Annotated in this window: 22 protein-coding genes; 17 read left to right on the plus strand and 5 right to left on the minus strand. The window is 67.1% G+C overall.

Going from position 1 to position 16268, the window contains the following annotated elements:
• Nucleotides 1–3 precede the first annotated feature (3 nt).
• The 11 genes from AB4879_RS22610 to rplO all read left to right on the plus strand — a co-directional run bounded on the left by AB4879_RS22610 (nucleotide 4) and on the right by rplO (nucleotide 5419).
• A complete protein-coding gene (locus AB4879_RS22610) occupies nucleotides 4–882 on the plus strand; it encodes a formylglycine-generating enzyme family protein (protein ID WP_370509360.1) in 879 nt (292 codons plus the stop codon).
• Between the two features lie 256 nt (nucleotides 883–1138).
• A complete protein-coding gene (rplN, locus tag AB4879_RS22615; RefSeq protein ID WP_003892852.1) occupies nucleotides 1139–1507 on the plus strand; it encodes a 50S ribosomal protein L14 in 369 nt (122 codons plus the stop codon).
• Nucleotides 1508–1825: a 50S ribosomal protein L24 gene (gene rplX, locus AB4879_RS22620; protein ID WP_036343525.1), complete on the plus strand. Its 318-nt coding sequence runs from the start codon at nucleotides 1508–1510 to the stop codon at nucleotides 1823–1825. It abuts the gene before it with no gap.
• Between the two features lie 5 nt (nucleotides 1826–1830).
• A complete protein-coding gene (gene rplE, locus AB4879_RS22625) occupies nucleotides 1831–2394 on the plus strand; it encodes a 50S ribosomal protein L5 (RefSeq protein WP_036343526.1) in 564 nt (187 codons plus the stop codon).
• A gap of 4 nt (nucleotides 2395–2398) precedes the next feature.
• Nucleotides 2399–2584 carry a type Z 30S ribosomal protein S14 gene (locus AB4879_RS22630; RefSeq protein WP_019510998.1) on the plus strand — a complete coding sequence of 62 codons (186 nt, stop codon included), beginning with the start codon at nucleotides 2399–2401 and terminating at the stop codon, nucleotides 2582–2584.
• An 88-nt stretch (nucleotides 2585–2672) separates the two neighbouring features.
• The gene (gene rpsH, locus AB4879_RS22635) at nucleotides 2673–3071 is read left to right on the plus strand and encodes a 30S ribosomal protein S8 (RefSeq protein WP_071947464.1); all 399 of its coding nucleotides are present in this window, start codon (nucleotides 2673–2675) and stop codon (nucleotides 3069–3071) included.
• Nucleotides 3072–3092: 21 nt separating this feature from the next.
• Nucleotides 3093–3632: a 50S ribosomal protein L6 gene (gene rplF / locus AB4879_RS22640; RefSeq protein ID WP_370509361.1), complete on the plus strand. Its 540-nt coding sequence runs from the start codon at nucleotides 3093–3095 to the stop codon at nucleotides 3630–3632.
• Nucleotides 3633–3635: 3 nt separating this feature from the next.
• Nucleotides 3636–4043, plus strand: coding sequence for a 50S ribosomal protein L18 (gene rplR, locus AB4879_RS22645; RefSeq protein WP_036343534.1), 408 nt, complete (start codon nucleotides 3636–3638; stop codon nucleotides 4041–4043).
• 25 nt (nucleotides 4044–4068) lie between these two features.
• Entirely contained in the window at nucleotides 4069–4782 is a 714-nt protein-coding gene (rpsE, locus tag AB4879_RS22650; protein ID WP_172507332.1) for a 30S ribosomal protein S5, read from the plus strand.
• Nucleotides 4783–4784: 2 nt separating this feature from the next.
• The gene (rpmD, locus tag AB4879_RS22655; RefSeq protein WP_102807140.1) at nucleotides 4785–4979 is read left to right on the plus strand and encodes a 50S ribosomal protein L30; all 195 of its coding nucleotides are present in this window, start codon (nucleotides 4785–4787) and stop codon (nucleotides 4977–4979) included.
• Complete coding sequence (rplO, locus tag AB4879_RS22660) at nucleotides 4976–5419, plus strand: 50S ribosomal protein L15 (protein ID WP_102807141.1); 444 nt, start codon at nucleotides 4976–4978, stop codon at nucleotides 5417–5419. The genes rpmD and rplO overlap by 4 nt, the downstream gene beginning before the upstream one ends.
• Before the next feature lie 58 nt (nucleotides 5420–5477).
• Here rplO and AB4879_RS22665 read toward each other — a convergent pair whose 3' ends face one another.
• Nucleotides 5478–6404: an LLM class flavin-dependent oxidoreductase gene (locus AB4879_RS22665; RefSeq protein ID WP_370509362.1), complete on the minus strand. Its 927-nt coding sequence runs from the start codon at nucleotides 6402–6404 to the stop codon at nucleotides 5478–5480.
• 59 nt (nucleotides 6405–6463) lie between these two features.
• Between AB4879_RS22665 and sppA the strand changes: the two genes are divergently transcribed.
• Nucleotides 6464–8269 carry a signal peptide peptidase SppA gene (gene sppA, locus AB4879_RS22670; RefSeq protein WP_370509363.1) on the plus strand — a complete coding sequence of 602 codons (1806 nt, stop codon included), beginning with the start codon at nucleotides 6464–6466 and terminating at the stop codon, nucleotides 8267–8269.
• Here sppA and AB4879_RS22675 read toward each other — a convergent pair.
• The 4 genes from AB4879_RS22675 to AB4879_RS22690 are packed head-to-tail and all read right to left on the minus strand — an operon-like array spanning nucleotide 8250 to nucleotide 11917.
• Complete coding sequence (locus tag AB4879_RS22675) at nucleotides 8250–9164, minus strand: class I SAM-dependent methyltransferase (RefSeq protein ID WP_370509364.1); 915 nt, start codon at nucleotides 9162–9164, stop codon at nucleotides 8250–8252. The two genes, sppA and AB4879_RS22675, sit on opposite strands and share 20 nt — an antisense overlap.
• Nucleotides 9164–10090, minus strand: coding sequence for a class I SAM-dependent methyltransferase (locus AB4879_RS22680; protein WP_370509365.1), 927 nt, complete (start codon nucleotides 10088–10090; stop codon nucleotides 9164–9166). Before AB4879_RS22680 ends, AB4879_RS22675 begins: the two co-directional genes overlap by 1 nt.
• Before the next feature lie 4 nt (nucleotides 10091–10094).
• The gene (locus tag AB4879_RS22685; protein WP_102807145.1) at nucleotides 10095–11000 is read right to left on the minus strand and encodes a class I SAM-dependent methyltransferase; all 906 of its coding nucleotides are present in this window, start codon (nucleotides 10998–11000) and stop codon (nucleotides 10095–10097) included.
• Entirely contained in the window at nucleotides 10997–11917 is a 921-nt protein-coding gene (locus AB4879_RS22690; protein ID WP_370509367.1) for a class I SAM-dependent methyltransferase, read from the minus strand. Before AB4879_RS22690 ends, AB4879_RS22685 begins: the two co-directional genes overlap by 4 nt.
• Before the next feature lie 284 nt (nucleotides 11918–12201).
• Here AB4879_RS22690 and secY point away from each other — a divergent pair, with 284 nt between their 5' ends.
• The 5 genes from secY to AB4879_RS22715 all read left to right on the plus strand — a co-directional run bounded on the left by secY (nucleotide 12202) and on the right by AB4879_RS22715 (nucleotide 16240).
• Nucleotides 12202–13527, plus strand: coding sequence for a preprotein translocase subunit SecY (gene secY, locus AB4879_RS22695; protein WP_370509368.1), 1326 nt, complete (start codon nucleotides 12202–12204; stop codon nucleotides 13525–13527).
• Nucleotides 13524–14069, plus strand: coding sequence for an adenylate kinase (locus tag AB4879_RS22700; RefSeq protein WP_102807148.1), 546 nt, complete (start codon nucleotides 13524–13526; stop codon nucleotides 14067–14069). The genes secY and AB4879_RS22700 overlap by 4 nt, the downstream gene beginning before the upstream one ends.
• A 6-nt stretch (nucleotides 14070–14075) precedes the next feature.
• Complete coding sequence (gene map, locus AB4879_RS22705) at nucleotides 14076–14873, plus strand: type I methionyl aminopeptidase (RefSeq protein WP_102807149.1); 798 nt, start codon at nucleotides 14076–14078, stop codon at nucleotides 14871–14873.
• Nucleotides 14874–15014: 141 nt separating this feature from the next.
• Complete coding sequence (locus AB4879_RS22710; RefSeq protein ID WP_083120617.1) at nucleotides 15015–15530, plus strand: sigma-70 family RNA polymerase sigma factor; 516 nt, start codon at nucleotides 15015–15017, stop codon at nucleotides 15528–15530.
• On the plus strand, nucleotides 15527–16240 hold the full coding sequence (locus AB4879_RS22715; RefSeq protein WP_370509369.1) for an anti-sigma factor: 714 nt from the start codon (nucleotides 15527–15529) through the stop codon (nucleotides 16238–16240). Before AB4879_RS22710 ends, AB4879_RS22715 begins: the two co-directional genes overlap by 4 nt.
• Nucleotides 16241–16268: the final 28 nt, after the last annotated feature.

Genomic DNA, 16268 nt, shown 5'->3' on the forward strand with positions numbered 1-16268 from the left:
GCCATGCTCACCGAGCTTGTCGAGGTGCCCGGCGGGGCGTTCCGGATGGGGTCGACGAGCTTCTATCCCGAAGAGGCGCCGATCCACACGGTCACCGTGGACGCCTTCGGCATCGAGCGGCACCCCGTCACCAACGCGCAGTTCGCCGAGTTCGTCGCTGCCACCGGGCATGTCACCGTTGCCGAGAAATCGCTTGACCCCGCGCTGTATCCCGGTGTGCCGCAAGCGGATCTGCAACCCGGCGCGTTGGTGTTCCGGTCCACGGCGGGGCCGGTGGATCTGCGGGACTGGCGGCAGTGGTGGGACTGGGCGCCCGGGGCGAACTGGCGCGCACCGTTCGGCCCCGGTAGTGACATCGCCGACAAGGCCGATCATCCCGTCGTGCAGGTGGCCTATCCCGATGCGGCCGCCTACGCGCGGTGGGCCGGCAGGCGCCTGCCGACGGAAGCGGAATGGGAGTACGCCGCGCGGGCAGGCAGCACCACGGACTACGCCTGGGGCGCCGAGTCGACGGTCGACGGATCGTTGATGGCCAACACCTGGCAGGGCCGGTTCCCGTATCGCAACGACGGGGCGCTGGGGTGGACGGGAACTTCGCCGGTGGGGGCGTTCCCGCCGAACGCATTCGGGCTGGTCGACATGATCGGCAACGTCTGGGAGTGGACGACCACGCGGTTCTCGGCCCATCACGTTCTGAACCAGAAGAACGGCTGTTGCCCGCCGCCGATCGAGCCCGATCCCGCCGTCAGCCAGGCTCTCAAAGGAGGCTCGCATCTGTGCGCGCCGGAGTACTGCCACCGGTACCGGCCCGCCGCGCGTTCACCCCAGTCGCAGGACACCTCGACCACCCACATTGGCTTTCGTTGTGTGGTGAGCGGCTGACCTGCGCCGAGATCGACGTACTGCAGGTCCCCTCTCGCACGTTGCCTGCGGTTCGTCGATTTGGGCGGAGAAAGCTCATGGATTTGGAGCTTTTTCGCTCGTCACCTAGCATGTAGGGGTTGCCTAGGGCAGACCTCGGCCGGCGTTCGTCGGCCCTGCGTGCTCTTGGGTGACAAAGACCGCGCACGACAGGCTTCATTTTGGATTGCCTTTAGGGATTTTGTCGTGCACACAGTTACCAGATCGAGGAGATCTAGTGATTCAGCAGGAATCGCGGCTCAAGGTCGCCGACAACACGGGCGCCAAGGAGATCTTGTGCATCCGTGTTCTGGGTGGCTCGTCGCGGCGCTACGCCGGCATCGGCGACGTCATCGTGGCGACCGTCAAGGACGCCATCCCCGGTGGCAACGTCAAGCGTGGTGACGTGGTCAAGGCCGTCGTGGTGCGCACCGTGAAGGAACGTCGCCGCGCCGACGGCAGCTACATCAAGTTCGACGAGAACGCCGCCGTCATCATCAAGAACGACAACGACCCGCGAGGCACCCGCATCTTCGGACCGGTCGGTCGTGAACTGCGCGAGAAGAAGTTCATGAAGATCGTCTCGCTGGCCCCGGAGGTTTTGTAAATGAAGGTCCACAAGGGCGACACCGTCCTCGTCATCGCCGGGAAGGACAAGGGCGCCAAGGGCAAGGTCCTGCAGGCCTACCCGACCCGTAACCGCGTCCTCGTCGAGGGCGTCAACCGGATCAAGAAGCACACCGCGCAGTCGGCCAACGAGCGTGGCGCATCTTCGGGCGGCATCGTCACCCAGGAAGCTCCGATCCACGTCTCGAACGTGATGGTGGTCGACTCCGACGGCAACCCGACCCGCGTCGGCGTCCGCCGCGATGAGGAGACCGGCAAGAACGTCCGCATCGCCAAGAGCAACGGCAAGGACCTCTGAGAGATATGACTACCGCAGAAAAAGTTCAGCCCCGGCTGAAGGCGCGCTACCGCGAAGAAATCAAGGACGCGCTCAACAACGAGTTCAACTACGCCAACGTCATGCAGATCCCCGGCGTGGTCAAGGTCGTCGTGAACATGGGTGTCGGTGACGCCGCCCGCGACGCCAAGCTGATCAACGGCGCGGTCAACGACCTGGCGCTGATCACCGGTCAGAAGCCGGAGATCCGCAAGGCCCGCAAGTCGATCGCACAGTTCAAGCTGCGCGAAGGCATGCCGATCGGTGCGCGGGTCACGCTGCGCGGCGACCGGATGTGGGAGTTCCTGGACCGGCTGGTGTCGATCGCGCTGCCGCGTATCCGCGACTTCCGCGGCCTGAGCCCCAAGCAGTTCGACGGCCACGGCAACTACACCTTCGGACTCGCTGAGCAGTCGGTGTTCCACGAGATCGACGTCGATTCGATCGACCGTCCGCGCGGCATGGACATCACCGTCGTCACCTCGGCGACCAACGACGACGAAGGTCGGGCGCTGCTGCGCGCGCTGGGCTTCCCCTTCAAGGAGAACTGAGCAGATGGCAAAGAAGGCACTGGTCAACAAGGCCAATAAGAAGCCGAAGTTCGCCGTGCGGGCCTACACCCGCTGCAACAGGTGCGGACGCCCGCACGCCGTGTTCCGCAAGTTCGGCCTGTGCCGAATCTGCTTGCGCGAGATGGCCCATGCCGGCGAACTGCCCGGTGTGCAGAAGTCCAGCTGGTAACAGACCCCTACAGAACAGGTGCGCAGCAGGCCCCCAAGGGAATCGACCCGAGTGGGAACCGTTGCGAGGAAGGTAGACAGGCCCAGTCATGACTATGACGGACCCGATCGCAGACTTTTTGACACGTCTGCGTAACGCCAATTCGGCGTATCACGACGAAGTGACCCTGCCGCACTCGAAGATCAAGGCGAACATCGCCGAGATCCTCAAGAGTGAGGGGTATATCAGCGATTTCCGCACCGAGGATGCTCGGGTCGGCAAGTCGCTTGTTGTCCAGCTCAAGTACGGCCCCAACCGGGAGCGCAGCCTCGCCGGGCTGCGCCGGGTGTCCAAGCCCGGTCTGCGGGTGTACGCGAAATCCACCAATCTGCCGCGGGTTCTCGGTGGCCTGGGCGTGGCGATCATCTCCACGTCCTCCGGCCTGCTGACCGACCGCCAGGCGTCCCGACAGGGCGTGGGCGGCGAAGTCCTCGCTTACGTCTGGTAGCGGGATAGGAGAAGCAGAACTATGTCGCGTATTGGTAAGCAGCCGGTGGCCATTCCCGCCGGAGTTGATGTGACGATCGACGGTCAGAATCTGTCGGTCAAGGGCCCGAAGGGCACGCTGGAGCTCTCGATCGCCGAGCCGATCACCGTGTCGCGCAGCGACGACGGCGCGATCGTGGTGAGTCGGCCCGACGACGAGCGGCGCAGCCGTTCGCTGCACGGTCTGTCCCGCACGCTGGTGTCCAACCTGGTGACCGGTGTGACCCAGGGTTACACCACGAAGATGGAGATCTTCGGCGTCGGTTACCGCGTCCAGCTCAAGGGCAGCAACCTCGAGTTCGCGCTCGGGTACAGCCATCCCGTGGTCATCGAGGCCCCGGAGGGCATCACCTTCGCGGTGGAGACGCCCACCAAGTTCTCGATCTCAGGTATCGACAAGCAGAAGGTCGGCCAGATCTCGGCGAACATCCGTCGGCTGCGCCGCCCGGACCCGTACAAGGGCAAGGGCGTGCGGTACGAGGGTGAGCAGATCCGCCGCAAGGTCGGAAAGACAGGTAAGTAAGCCATGGCTCAAGCACAGAAGGCAGCCAACGATCGGACGCCGGTCGGCACGAGTGTCTCGGCCGCGCGCCGGGTTTCGCGCCTGCGTCGGCACAACCGGCTGCGTAAGAAGGTCGTCGGCACCGCCGAGCGGCCGCGTCTGGTGGTCAACCGCTCCTCGCGGCACATCCACGTGCAGCTCGTCAACGACGCCGAGGGTGTCACGGTCGCCGCAGCGTCGTCGATCGAGGCCGACGTCCGCGCCGTCGAGGGTGACAAGAAGGCCCACAGCGTGCGCGTCGGTCAGCTGATCGCCGAGCGTGCCAAGGCTGCAGGCGTCGAGGCCGTGGTGTTCGACCGCGGCGGCAACACCTACGGCGGCCGCATCGCGGCGCTGGCCGACGCGGCTCGCGAGAACGGACTCAAATTCTAATGATGAACAACGGAAGGACCGCATGATGGCGGAGCAGACCGCAGCCGGCAGCGCGCCGGATACCGGCGCCCCCTCAGCCGGCACCCGTACCGACGTACAGCGCGGCGGACGTGACGACCGCGGTGGCCGTGGCCGCCGTGACGATCGTGGCGACCGCGGTGGACGTGGTGGCCGCGACGGCGGCGAGAAGAGCAACTACCTCGAGCGCGTCGTCACGATCAACCGGGTCTCCAAGGTGGTCAAGGGTGGTCGGCGCTTCAGCTTCACCGCCCTGGTCATCGTCGGTGACGGCAACGGTCTGGTCGGTGTCGGCTACGGCAAGGCCAAAGAGGTGCCCGCCGCGATCGCCAAGGGTGTCGAGGAAGCTCGCAAGAACTTCTTCCGCGTCCCGCTGATCGGTGGCACCGTCACCCATCCCGTGCAGGGCGAAGCCGCGGCCGGTGTCGTGATGCTGCGTCCGGCCAGCCCCGGTACCGGTGTCATCGCCGGTGGCGCGTGCCGTGCCGTGCTGGAATGCGCTGGCGTGCACGACGTTCTGGCCAAGTCGCTGGGCAGTGACAACGCGATCAACGTGGTGCATGCCACCGTTGCCGCGCTCAAGCTGCTGCAGCGTCCTGAAGAGGTGGCCGCTCGTCGCGGGCTGCCGATCGAAGATGTTGCGCCGGCAGGCATGCTGCGCGCGCGTCGGGAGAGCGAAGCGCTGGCTGCCGCAGCAGCGCGTGGTGAAGGAAGCGCATAACCATGGCAGAGCTGAAGATCACCCAGGTGCGCGGCACTATCGGTGCCCGCTGGAAGCAGCGTGAAAGCCTGCGGACCCTGGGTCTGAGGAAGATTCGCCAGACGGTGGTTCGCGAGGACAACCCGCAGACGCGTGGCCTGATCAAGGCTGTGCACCACCTCGTTGAAGTAGAAGAAGTGGTTGAGGCTAAATCATGAGCGTCATCAAGCTGCACGACCTGAAGCCGGCCCCCGGCTCCAAGACCGCGAAGACCCGCGTCGGTCGCGGTGAGGGCTCCAAGGGCAAGACGGCCGGTCGTGGCACCAAGGGCACCAAGGCCCGCAAGAACGTGCCGGTGACCTTCGAGGGCGGGCAGATGCCGATCCACATGCGGCTGCCCAAGCTCAAGGGTTTCCGTAACCGGTTCCGCACCGAGTACGCCGTCGTCAACGTCGGCGACCTGAACAAGGCCTTCCCGGAGGGCGGCACCGTCGGTGTCGACGACCTGGTGGCCAAGGGCCTCGTTCGCAAGAACGTGCTCGTCAAGGTCCTCGGCGACGGCAAGCTGACCGCCAAGGTCGACATCACCGCACACAAGTTCAGTGGCAGTGCCCGTGAGGCCATCACCGCTGCAGGCGGTTCGGTCACCGAGCTCTGACCCAGATCCACGAAGAAGCCCCCGCCGCGCACTGCGTGTCGGGGGCTTTTTTCGTTGTTCAGCTCAGCTGCGGAATGACGTCAGCGGCAAGGCGTTCCATCTGCTCGCGATCCTCGGCCAGGCTCGCGCCGACCGGGTGCAACAATAGCGTCTGCGCGCCGGCGTCGATCACCTCACGCAGACCGCGCACGACATCCGATGCCGTGCCGGATACCGGAACCGCGTCCACGCCGGGCATCGAACCGTAGATCCGGCGCAGACCGGCCAGCACCCGCTCGCGTGCTCTGGCGGCGTCGTCGTCGACGATCAGGTAGACCCGCTTTCCGATCCGGAACGCGTTCGGATCCTTGTGCTGCTCGGCCAATTCGGTGCGCACGGTCTGCACGGCGGTCGCGAAGTTCGCCGTCGTCGAGGATCCCGCACCCATGAACGCGTCGCCGTGGCGCACCGCGCGAGCGATCGCGCGAGGGGCATTGGCGCCGAACCAGATCGGCGGGTGTGGCCGCTGCACGGGCTTGGGCGCGATCGGCAGATCATCGACGTCCCGGAACCGGCCGTGAAACGTCACCCGCGGATCGTCGGACCACGCCGCCTTCATCAACTGCAGGCCTTCGGTGAAGCTGCTGATGAATGTGGCCGGGTCGACGCCGAACGCCTCGAACTTTCGCCGGCCACCGCCGGGCGCCACACCGAGTTCCAGGCGCCCATGGCTGAGCCGGTCCACGGCGGTCACCGTCGAGGCCAGCTGCAGCGGGTCGTGCAGGGAGGTGATCAACACGGCGACCCCCAGCCGCAGGGTGGTGGTGCACGCCGCGGCCCAGGCCAGCAGCTCCATCGGTGCGATCATCGGCGACGGGCCGATGATCTGCTCGATCGTCCAGCCGCCCTCGAAACCGAGGTCCTCGGCACGGGTCAGATAACTCCGCAGCCCCTCGCCGTCGAAGCCGTCGACGTCGAACTGCGGTATCGAGATCGAGTACTTCACCACTCCACCGTACGAGCGCACAGAAGGGCTGCAGCGCCGGCGTGGGTAACCTCGACTGTATGTTCGCCTTCCTGCCCGCGATTCCGGGCGCCGACGACCTCCGCGACGCGCTGCGGCGCATCGACACCGCCCGGCACCACGGGGTGCCCGATGGCTGCATCCTGGAGCTCGACCTGCAGACGGTGCCGCCGGAGTCCAGCGGCTTCGACCCGCTGACCTTCATCACCGGTGGGGGCCGGACGATGCTGCTGCGCGACGCGGTCGCCGCGATCCATCGCGCGGCAGAGGATCCGCGGGTGGCGGGACTGATTGCCCGCGTTCAGCTTTCGGCCGCGCCGGCCGGACCGGTGCAGGAACTGCGCGCTGCCATCGCCGCCTTCACCGAGACCAAGCCGTCGCTGGCGTGGGCCGAAACCTACCCCGGCACCTTGTCGTACTACCTGGCGTCGGCCTTCTCCGAGGTGTGGATGCAGCCGACGGGCACCGTCGGGCTGATCGGTTTCGCCACCAACGCCCTGTTTCTGCGCGACGCCCTGGACAAGGCCGGTATCGAGGCGCAGTTCGTGACGCGCGGCCAGTACAAGTCGGCAGCCAATCTGTTCACCCAGGACCACTACACCGACGCGCACCGCGAGGCCGATTCCCGGCTGATCGCCAGCCTGCACAGCCAGGTGTGGCAGGCCATCGCCGAGTCGCGGCACATCGACGTCGCGGCGGTCGACGAACTGGCCAACCAGGCGCCGCTGCTGCGTGACGCCGCGGTCGACGGACACCTGGTCGACCGGATCGGCTTCCGCGACGAGGCGTACAGCCGGATCGCGGAACTCACCGGCCGGGAAGGTGTTTCGCCGGAATCCGGTGACGCCGACTCGGGTGACAACGCCCCGCCACGGCTGTATCTGTCCCGCTACGCGCACGCCGGCAAGGGTGGTCCCGCGGTGCCGATGCCGTCGGTGCCGGGCCGCAAGAAGCGGCCCAAGATTGCGGTGGTCACCGTCTCCGGGTCGATCGTCAGTGGCCGCGGCGGCCCGCAGGGCCTGCCGATCGGACGGTCCAGCGCCGGCGGCGACACCATCGGAGCGGCGCTGCGCGAGGTCGCCGCCGACGACGACGTCGACGCGGTGGTCGTGCGGGTGGACAGTCCCGGCGGCTCGGTGACGGGCTCGGAGACGATGTGGCGGGAGGTGAAGCGCCTGCGCGCCAAGGGCAAGCCGGTGGTGGCCTCGATGGGCGCGGTCGCCGCATCGGGCGGTTACTACGTCGCGATGGCCGCCGACGCCATCGTCGCGAACCCGGGCACCATCACCGGGTCGATCGGTGTGCTGACCGGCAAGTTGGTGGCCCGGGGCCTGAAGGAGCGCCTGGGGGTCGGCTCGGACAGTGTGCGCACCAACGACAACGCCGACGCGTGGTCGGTCAATGCGCCGTTCACCCCGGAACAGCAGGCACTGGTGGAGGCCGAGGCGGATCTGTTCTACACCGACTTCGTGCAGCGGGTGGCCGAGGCCCGGCACATGTCCGTCGAGGAGGTCGAGGCGGTGGCGCAGGGCCGGGTGTGGACCGGTGCCGATGCCCTCGAGCACGGCCTGGTCGACGAACTCGGTGGGCTGCGGACGGCGGTGCGACGGGCCAAGGTGCTCGCCGGGATCGACGCCGACACCAAGGCCGAACTGGTCAGCTATCCCAGCTCGTCGCTGCGGGACTTCCTGCGTCCCAAGCCGTCGTCGCAGCCGGCCGCGGCCTCACTGCCGGAAGCCATCGCGGTGCTGATGGGCCAGTCCATCAGGGGCGTGGTCGATCAGAGCGAGCGTGCGCTGACCGGAACCAGTGCGCTGTGGCTGGGGTTCAACCCAGAGTGGCGCTGACGTAGACGATTTCGCCGAACGGGTCGTTGTCGGCCCGCTCGGGCCGGGCCGGCAGTCCGAGCCGGCGGAACAGCTCCTCGTCGGCCACCCCGGTGACGTCCCAACCCTTCCCGGTCAGGTACTCCATCACGTGGCTGCGGGGGCCGGCGTAGACCAGCGATCCCATGTCGATGTCCAGCCCCTGATCACGGGCCTGGGCTGTCATCGCCGTACCCTTCGACGGGTCGAAATCCATGATCCCGGGCACGAATTCGGTGGCTACCGCGCTACCGGGTGCACTCAACTCGGTGATCGTGTCGAACAACCGGTCCTGAGCGTCGGACGGCAGATAGACCAGCAGTCCCTCGGCCAGCCATGCGGTGGGCAGGCTCGGATCGAACCCGGCGGCGCGCAGGGCTGCGGGCCAGTCCTCGCGCAGATCGATGCCGACAGTGTGGCGCTGCACCGGGGGCTGCGCACCGAGGTCGTCGAACACGCCGGTCTTGAATGCGATGACGTCGGGCTGATCGATCTCGAACACCACGGTGCCCGACGGCCACGGCAGCCGGTATGCGCGGGCATCCAAACCAGACGCCAGGATCACGACCTGCCGGATGCCGGTGCCGGTCGCCGAGATGAAGTAGTCGTCGAAGAACTTGGCCCGCACGCCCATTGCGTCGATCATCGACTGCACGCGCTCGGGTGCGAGGTCGCCGAATGCCGAGGTGTCGAGTTCGCCGTCGATCATCTTGATGAAGAAGTCGATGCCGACCGCGCGAACAAGTGGATCGGCGAACGGGTCGTTGACGAGCTGGCGCGGGTCCTTGGTGGCCAGCGCGCGGCCGGCGGCCACGGCTGTCGCGGTGGCGCCGACGCTGGAGGTCAGGTCCCAGCTGTCGTCATCGGTGCGTGTCATCACTGCTCCTGTGCTCGGGTGGCGGTCAGGTAACCGGTGCTGTCGCTGAACTGCACCAGTGTTTCGTCGTCGGGCATGTCAAAGCCGTTGGCGGCGTAGGACTCCCGGGTGCTCACCGTGCTGATGCGCCACCCGCGTTCGGCCAGGTAGTCTCCTGCCGAGTTGCGCTCGCCGTCGTAGAACAGGGCAGGCAGATCGATGTCGGAGCCGATCTGTGCCGAGTACTTCTTGAACCGGTCGCGCCAGCTGTCCGGCAGTGTCATTCCCGTGGCCATGAATTCGGTGGCGAAGCGGCTTCCCGGTGCCGACATCGCGGTGACGTTGTCCAGCAACCTGTCCTGCGCCTCGGGGGGCAGATAGATCAACAACCCTTCGGCGATCCACGCCGTCGGCTGGGAGACGTCGAAACCGTGTTCCCGCAACGCCGTCGGCCAGTCGTCGCGGAGATCGACGGCGACGGTGCGGCGATCGGCGGTGGGCGAAACTCCCAGATCGGTCATCACGCGGGTCTTGAACTCGATGACCTGAGGCTGGTCCAACTCGAAGACCACCGAGCCGGCCGGCCAGCTCATCCGGTATGCGCGGGTGTCCAGGCCCGACGCCAGGATGACCGCCTGACTGATGCCGTCACGGGCAGCGTTGGTGAACACGTCGTCGAAAAACCGGGTGCGCACCGCGATCTGCTCGGTCATCCGGCGGCGGTTGAGCATCGGGTCGTCCTCGATGTTGGCCTCGCCGTTGGCCACCCGGATGAGGGACTCCACGCCGACGGCCTTGACGAGTGCGTCGGCGTACGGGTCGTGGATGAGAGCGTCCGGGCCGCGGGAGGCCAGCGCTCGCGACGCCGCCACCGATGTCGCGGTGGCGCCGACGCTGGACGCCAGGTCCCAGGTGTCGCCGTCGTAGCGGGTGTGTGTCTGGCTCATGGTGTTACTTCCGGATTGCGGTCACGGACACGGAGTTCCGTAGTGATTCGGTCAGGGTGGTCTCGGGGAAGGGCCGTCCGTACGCGGCGAACAGGTCTGCGCGCGCCTGGGAGCCGACCTGCCAGCCCTGCTGTTCGAGATAGCCGATGACGGGGTTGCGTTCCCCGTCGTAGAACAGGTCGGACATGTTGATGTCCAGGCCTCGTTCGCGCCATTGGTCGCTGATCGCTTTGGAGCGGTCGGCCAGACCGCGGCCGCCGTCCGGGTGGTATTCGGTGGCGATCCGGCTGCCGGGTGCCGACAGCGCGGTGATGTTGTCGAACAACCGGTCCTGGGCCTCCGGCGGTAGATAGACCAGCAGGCCCTCGGCGCTCCAGGCGGTGGGCAAGGTGGCGTCGAAACCGTTGGCTCGCAGCGCTGCCGGCCAATCGTCGCGCAGGTCGACGCTGACCGTGCGCAGGTCCGCGGTGGGGGAGGCGCCGAGCGCGGCCAGCGTCTCGGTCTTGAAGTCGATGACCTGGGGCTGGTCGATCTCGTAGACGACGGTGCCCGCCGGCCAGTCCAGCCGATACGACCGGGAGTCCAAGCCGGAGGCCAGGATGACCGCCTGCCGCACTCCTGCTGCGGCTGCAGTCAGGAAGAAGTCGTCGAAGAAGCGGGTTCGCACCGCCATCACATCGGTCATCACCCGGGCGGTCTCGGCACCGTCCATGGCTGCCATGTTGATGTCGCCGTCGACCATCTTCGTGAAGACGTCGATCCCGACTGCGCGGACCAGAGGCGCGGCGAACGGATCGTCGATCAGTGCGTTCTCTTCGCGGCTGGCCACCGCGCGGGCGGCGGCCACCATGGTGGCGGTGGTGCCGACGCTGGTGGCCAGGTCCCAGGAGTCGGAGTCGCTGCGGCTCATCGGGCGCCGCCGTAGACGGCGCTGAGGTAGTAGAGCTTGCCCATCGGCTCGTCGTCATCGAAGGTCCCGCGCCGGCCGGCGGCCAGCAGGTCGTTGACCGGGGAGCGGTCGACCTGCCAACCGTGGTCGGCCAGGTAGTCGCTGGCCTCGTTGCGCTCGCCCAGGTAGACCAGCGAGCCGAAGTCGAGGTCGAAGCCGTTGTCGCGCCAGTGCGCGGAGATGGTTTCCATCTTTTCGCGCGACTCTTCCTGTTCCTCGGGATTCGACGGCGGCGCGGTGTCGATGGCCACCCGGCTCCCGGGAGCGGACAGCTCGGTGACGGTGTCCAGCAGACGGTCCTGAGCGTCCGGCGGCAGGTAGCCCAGCAGACCCTCGGCGCTCCATGCGGTGGGCGCCTGCGGGTCGAAGCCGGCCTCGCGCAGCGCGGTGGCCCAGTCGTTGCGCAGATCCATCGCCACCGGCCTGCGCTCACACGTCGGTGTGGCGCCCTGTTCGGCCAGCGTCTGGGTCTTGAATGCGATGACGTCGGGCTGGTCGATCTCGTAGACGACCATGCCGGCCGGCCAGTCCAGGCGGTAGGCGCGCGAGTCGAGGCCGGAGGCGAGGATGACGACCTGTCGGACACCGGCGTCGGCGGCGTCCTGGAAGAACTCGTCGAAGAATTTCGTGCGCACCGCCATGTTGTCGGTCATCCGGGTGACGCCCATGGCGCTCTGGTCGTCGGGGGTGGGCAGGTCGCCGGTGGCCATCTTGGTGAAGAAGTCGATGCCGACGGCGCGCACCAGGGGTTCGGCGAACGGATCGTCGATCAAGGGGTCGCGCTCCCGGCTCGCCGCGGCGCGGGCGGCGGCGACCAGCGTCGCGGTCGCACCCACGCTGGAGGCCAGGTCCCAAGTGTCGTTGTCCGTACGCGTCATCGTTTGACCCTCACTGCCGCCATTTATACTTAGCTGAGTTAACCACTATCGACTGTACGTTGTTCCCGCTGTGCGATTCCTGAGCGCGCGGCGGCCGGCGGTGGCCTTGATCCGCGGATTCCCGCCCTGCCTGGGCCAACTGTTACTCTCGTAGACTGTTTGAGCGAGCGGTGCCGCAGGCGGAAATCCTGGCGGCGATCGGCGCAAGGCAGGATTACCCGAACGCTGGCCAGGCCAGCCCCAATGGCACGCTGTGACTCACGTCCGGCTGCCCAGGAGGAAGAGTGCTCTCGGCTTTCATCTCTTCGCTCAGGACGGCCGACCTGAGGCGAAAGATCCTGTTCACGTTGGGTGTTGTGATCCTGTACCGGGTCGGCGCCTCGCTGCCGTCCCCCGGGGTCAACTACAAGAATGTCCACCAGTGCATCGAGCAGGTGAGCGGCGGTGCCGGAGGGCAGATCTATTCGCTGATCAACCTGTTCTCCGGCGGCGCGCTGCTGCAGCTGACGGTGTTCGCGGTGGGCGTGATGCCCTACATCACCGCCAGCATCATCGTGCAGCTGCTCACGGTGGTCATCCCGCGTTTCGAACAGCTGCGCAAGGAGGGTCAGGCCGGCCAGGCCAAGATGACCCAGTACACGCGCTACCTGGCGATCGCGCTGGCCATCCTGCAGGCCACCAGCATCGTGGCCCTGGCCGCCAATGGCGGACTACTGCAGGGCTGCACCCTGGACATCCTGCAGAGCCAGAGCATTTTCTCGCTGATCATCATCGTCCTGGTGATGACCGCGGGCGCCGCCCTGGTCATGTGGATGGGCGAACTGGTCACCGAGCGGGGCGTCGGCAACGGCATGTCGCTGCTGATCTTCGCCGGTATCGCTGCCCGCATCCCCGCTGAGGGCAAGAGCATCCTGGATAGCCGTGGCGGCCTGATCTTCGCCGCGGTCTGTGGGGCGGCTTTGCTGATCATCATCGGCGTCGTGTTCGTCGAGCAGGGCCAGCGCCGCATCCCGGTGCAGTACGCCAAGCGCATGGTCGGCCGGCGCATGTACGGCGGCACCTCGACCTATCTGCCGCTGAAGGTCAACCAGGCCGGCGTCATCCCGGTCATCTTCGCGTCGTCGCTGATCTACATTCCGCACCTGGTCACTCAGCTGATCCAGAGCGGGCGCACCACCCCGAGCAACGGCTGGTGGGACCGCTTCGTCGCCAACTATCTGACCAACCCGGCCGATCCGGTGTACATCGGCATCTACTTCGGGCTGATCATCTTCTTCACCTACTTCTATGTGTCGATCACGTTCAACCCTGATGAGCGTGCCGACGAGATGAAGAAGTTCGGTGGCTTCATCCCCGGCATCCGACCGGGCAAGCCGACCGCTGACTATCTGCGGTACGTGCTGAACAGGATCACCCTGCCCGGCTCGATCTACCTGGGTGTGATCGCCGTCCTGCCGAACGTCTTCCTGCAGATGGGCAATAGCGGCGGCGTCCAGAACCTGCCGTTCGGCGGTACCGCGGTTCTGATCATGATCGGTGTCGGTTTGGATACGGTCAAACAGATCGAGAGCCAGCTCATGCAGCGCAACTACGAAGGGTTCCTGAAGTGAGAATCGTTCTGTTGGGACCGCCGGGCGCGGGCAAAGGAACTCAGGCGGTCAAGCTGGCGGACAAGCTCGGGGTGCCGCAGATCTCCACCGGTGACCTGTTCCGGCACAACATCAGCACCGGCACCGAGCTGGGGCTGGAGGCCAAGAAGTATCTCGACGCCGGCGACCTGGTTCCGGCGACGCTGACCAACGCGCTGGTCGACGACCGGCTCAACGACGCGGATGTGGCCGGCGGCTTCATCCTCGACGGCTTCCCCCGTTCGGTCGAGCAGGCCGAGGCGCTCAAGCAGATGCTGGCCAAGCGCGACTTGCTGCTCGACGCCGTGCTCGAGTTCCGGGTGCCCGAGGACGAGCTGGTCGGGCGGCTCAAGGGCCGTGGTCGCGCCGACGACACCGAGGACGTCATCCGCAATCGGTTCAAGGTGTACCGGGACGAGACCGCGCCGCTGCTCGACTACTACTCCGAAGAGCTCAAGACCGTCGACGCCGTCGGCAGCCTCGATGAGGTGTTCGCCCGGGCGCTGCACGCACTCGGTCGCTGAGTTTCGATGGTTTCACTGCCCGGGCTGCGCAATCGCAAAACCGTTCCCGCCCGCACGCCGGGGGAGCTGGATGCGATGGCCGCTGCCGGCGCCGTGGTGGCGGCAGCGCTGCGCGCGGTCCAGGCGGCCGCCGCTCCCGGGGTCTCGACCAAGGACCTTGACGACGTCGCCGAATCGGTGATCCGGCAGGCCAACGGCATCCCGTCGTTCCTCGGCTATCACGGCTACCCGGCCAGCATCTGCTCGTCGGTCAATGACCGTGTGGTGCATGGCATTCCGATGGCGGACGAGAAGCTCGCCGATGGCGATCTGGTGTCGATCGACTGCGGTGCGATCATCGACGGCTGGCATGGCGACGCCGCTGTCACGTTCGGGATCGGCACCCTGATCGCGATGGACGAGGCGTTGTCGGCGGCGACGAAGCAGTCGATGGAAGCCGGTATCGCGGCGATGATCCCCGGTAACCGGCTCACCGACGTCTCGCACGCCATCGAAACGGGAACCCGCGCCGCCGAACAGACCTACGGCCGCCGGTTCGGCATCGTCGCCGGCTACGGCGGGCACGGCATCGGCCGAGCCATGCACATGGACCCGTTCCTGCCCAACGAGGGCGAACCCGGCCGCGGGCCCACTCTGGTCGCCGGATCGGTGCTCGCGATCGAACCGATGCTGACGCTGGGCACCACCAAGACCCGGATTCTGGCCGACGAGTGGACCGTCGTCACCGCCGACGGATCACGCGCCGCGCACTGGGAACACACCGTCGCCGTCACCGACAGCGGCCCGCGCATCCTCACTGTCTGATCCGCGCCGAGACCGCCACCATGGCTGGTGATCGGCCCGGATCACGACCCTGAGGTCGATTTCGCGGCTGGACGACAGGCGCCACGCGCACACTGTGAACCAAACACCCGCCGGTTACGTGTATCAGCCGGGAGGTTGACCATGGACGACCCGGAGGCGGCGTTGGTTCGGGTGCTCTACGAGGAGCACGCGGCCGCGCTATGGCGCTATGCGCTGCGGCTGACCGGCGATCCGGCCCGCGCGGAGGACGTGGTTCAGGAGACTCTGCTGCGAGCCTGGCAGCATCCGGAGGTCGCCGGCGACGCCGAGCGTTCCGCCCGGGCGTGGCTGTTCACGGTGGCTCGCAACATGATCATCGACGAACGTCGCAGCGCCCGGTTCCGCCGGGAGACCGACTCGCTGAACACCGAGGGGGCGCCGGAGCCCGCGGGGCCTGACGAAGTCAACAGCGCGCTCGACCGGCTGCTGATCGGCGATGCGCTGGCGCAACTGTCGCCCGATCATCGCGCCGTGGTTCGCCGTTCCTACTATCTTGGCTGGACCACAGCGCAGATCGCGGCCGACCTTCAGATCGCCGAGGGGACGGTGAAGTCGAGGCTGCACTATGCGGTGCGCGCGCTACGGCTGACGTTGCAGGAGATGGGGGTGACCCGGTGACGGATCTGCACGATCCATACGAGACATGGGACGCCGCCTACGTCCTGGGGTCGCTGTCGAGCACCGAGCGCCGCGAGTACGAGGCGCACCTCAGCGGATGCGGGCGCTGCCGTTCGTCGGTCGGTGAACTCAGCGGCATGCCAGCGCTGCTGGCCATGCTCACCCCCGACGAGGTGACCGCCATCGATACCGGCGGGATGGAACCGCCGCCGTTGCGTCCACAGCTGCTCGACGGCGTGCTGTTCGAGGTGCGCAGGCGTCGCCGCCGGGGACGGTGGATCACCTGGTCGGTGGCCGCCGCGGCCGCCGCCGTGCTGGCCGTGGGTGTGTTCGTCGCGATCAAGCCGGCCCCGTTCAGCGCGCCCACCCCCGCCCCGCAGGTGTCGGCCGCGACGGTCAGCATGACACCGGTGATGCCGTCGTCGTTCGAGGCGACGATCCAGGTCACTCCGATGGGGTGGGGCACTCACATCCAGATGACCTGCACCTACCACCAGGAGATCGGCGCCGACGCGACCGATGACGCGGACAAGCTGGCGATGTACGCCGTCGGTCGCGACGGCAGCCGGGTCCAGTTGGCGACGTGGATGGCGCGCGAAGGGGAGTCGGCCTCGCCGACCGGCAGCACATCGATGCCGATGGTGAAGATCGCCGCGGTCCAGGTCGTCAAAGCTGAGACCGGCGACGTGCTGCTGCAGCGCAACCTATAGGTCTCGACCATGCGGTATGAATGTGCGG

It is taken from the genome of Mycobacterium sp. SA01 (assembly GCF_041287105.1).
Classification (GTDB): Bacteria; Actinomycetota; Actinomycetes; order Mycobacteriales; family Mycobacteriaceae; genus Mycobacterium.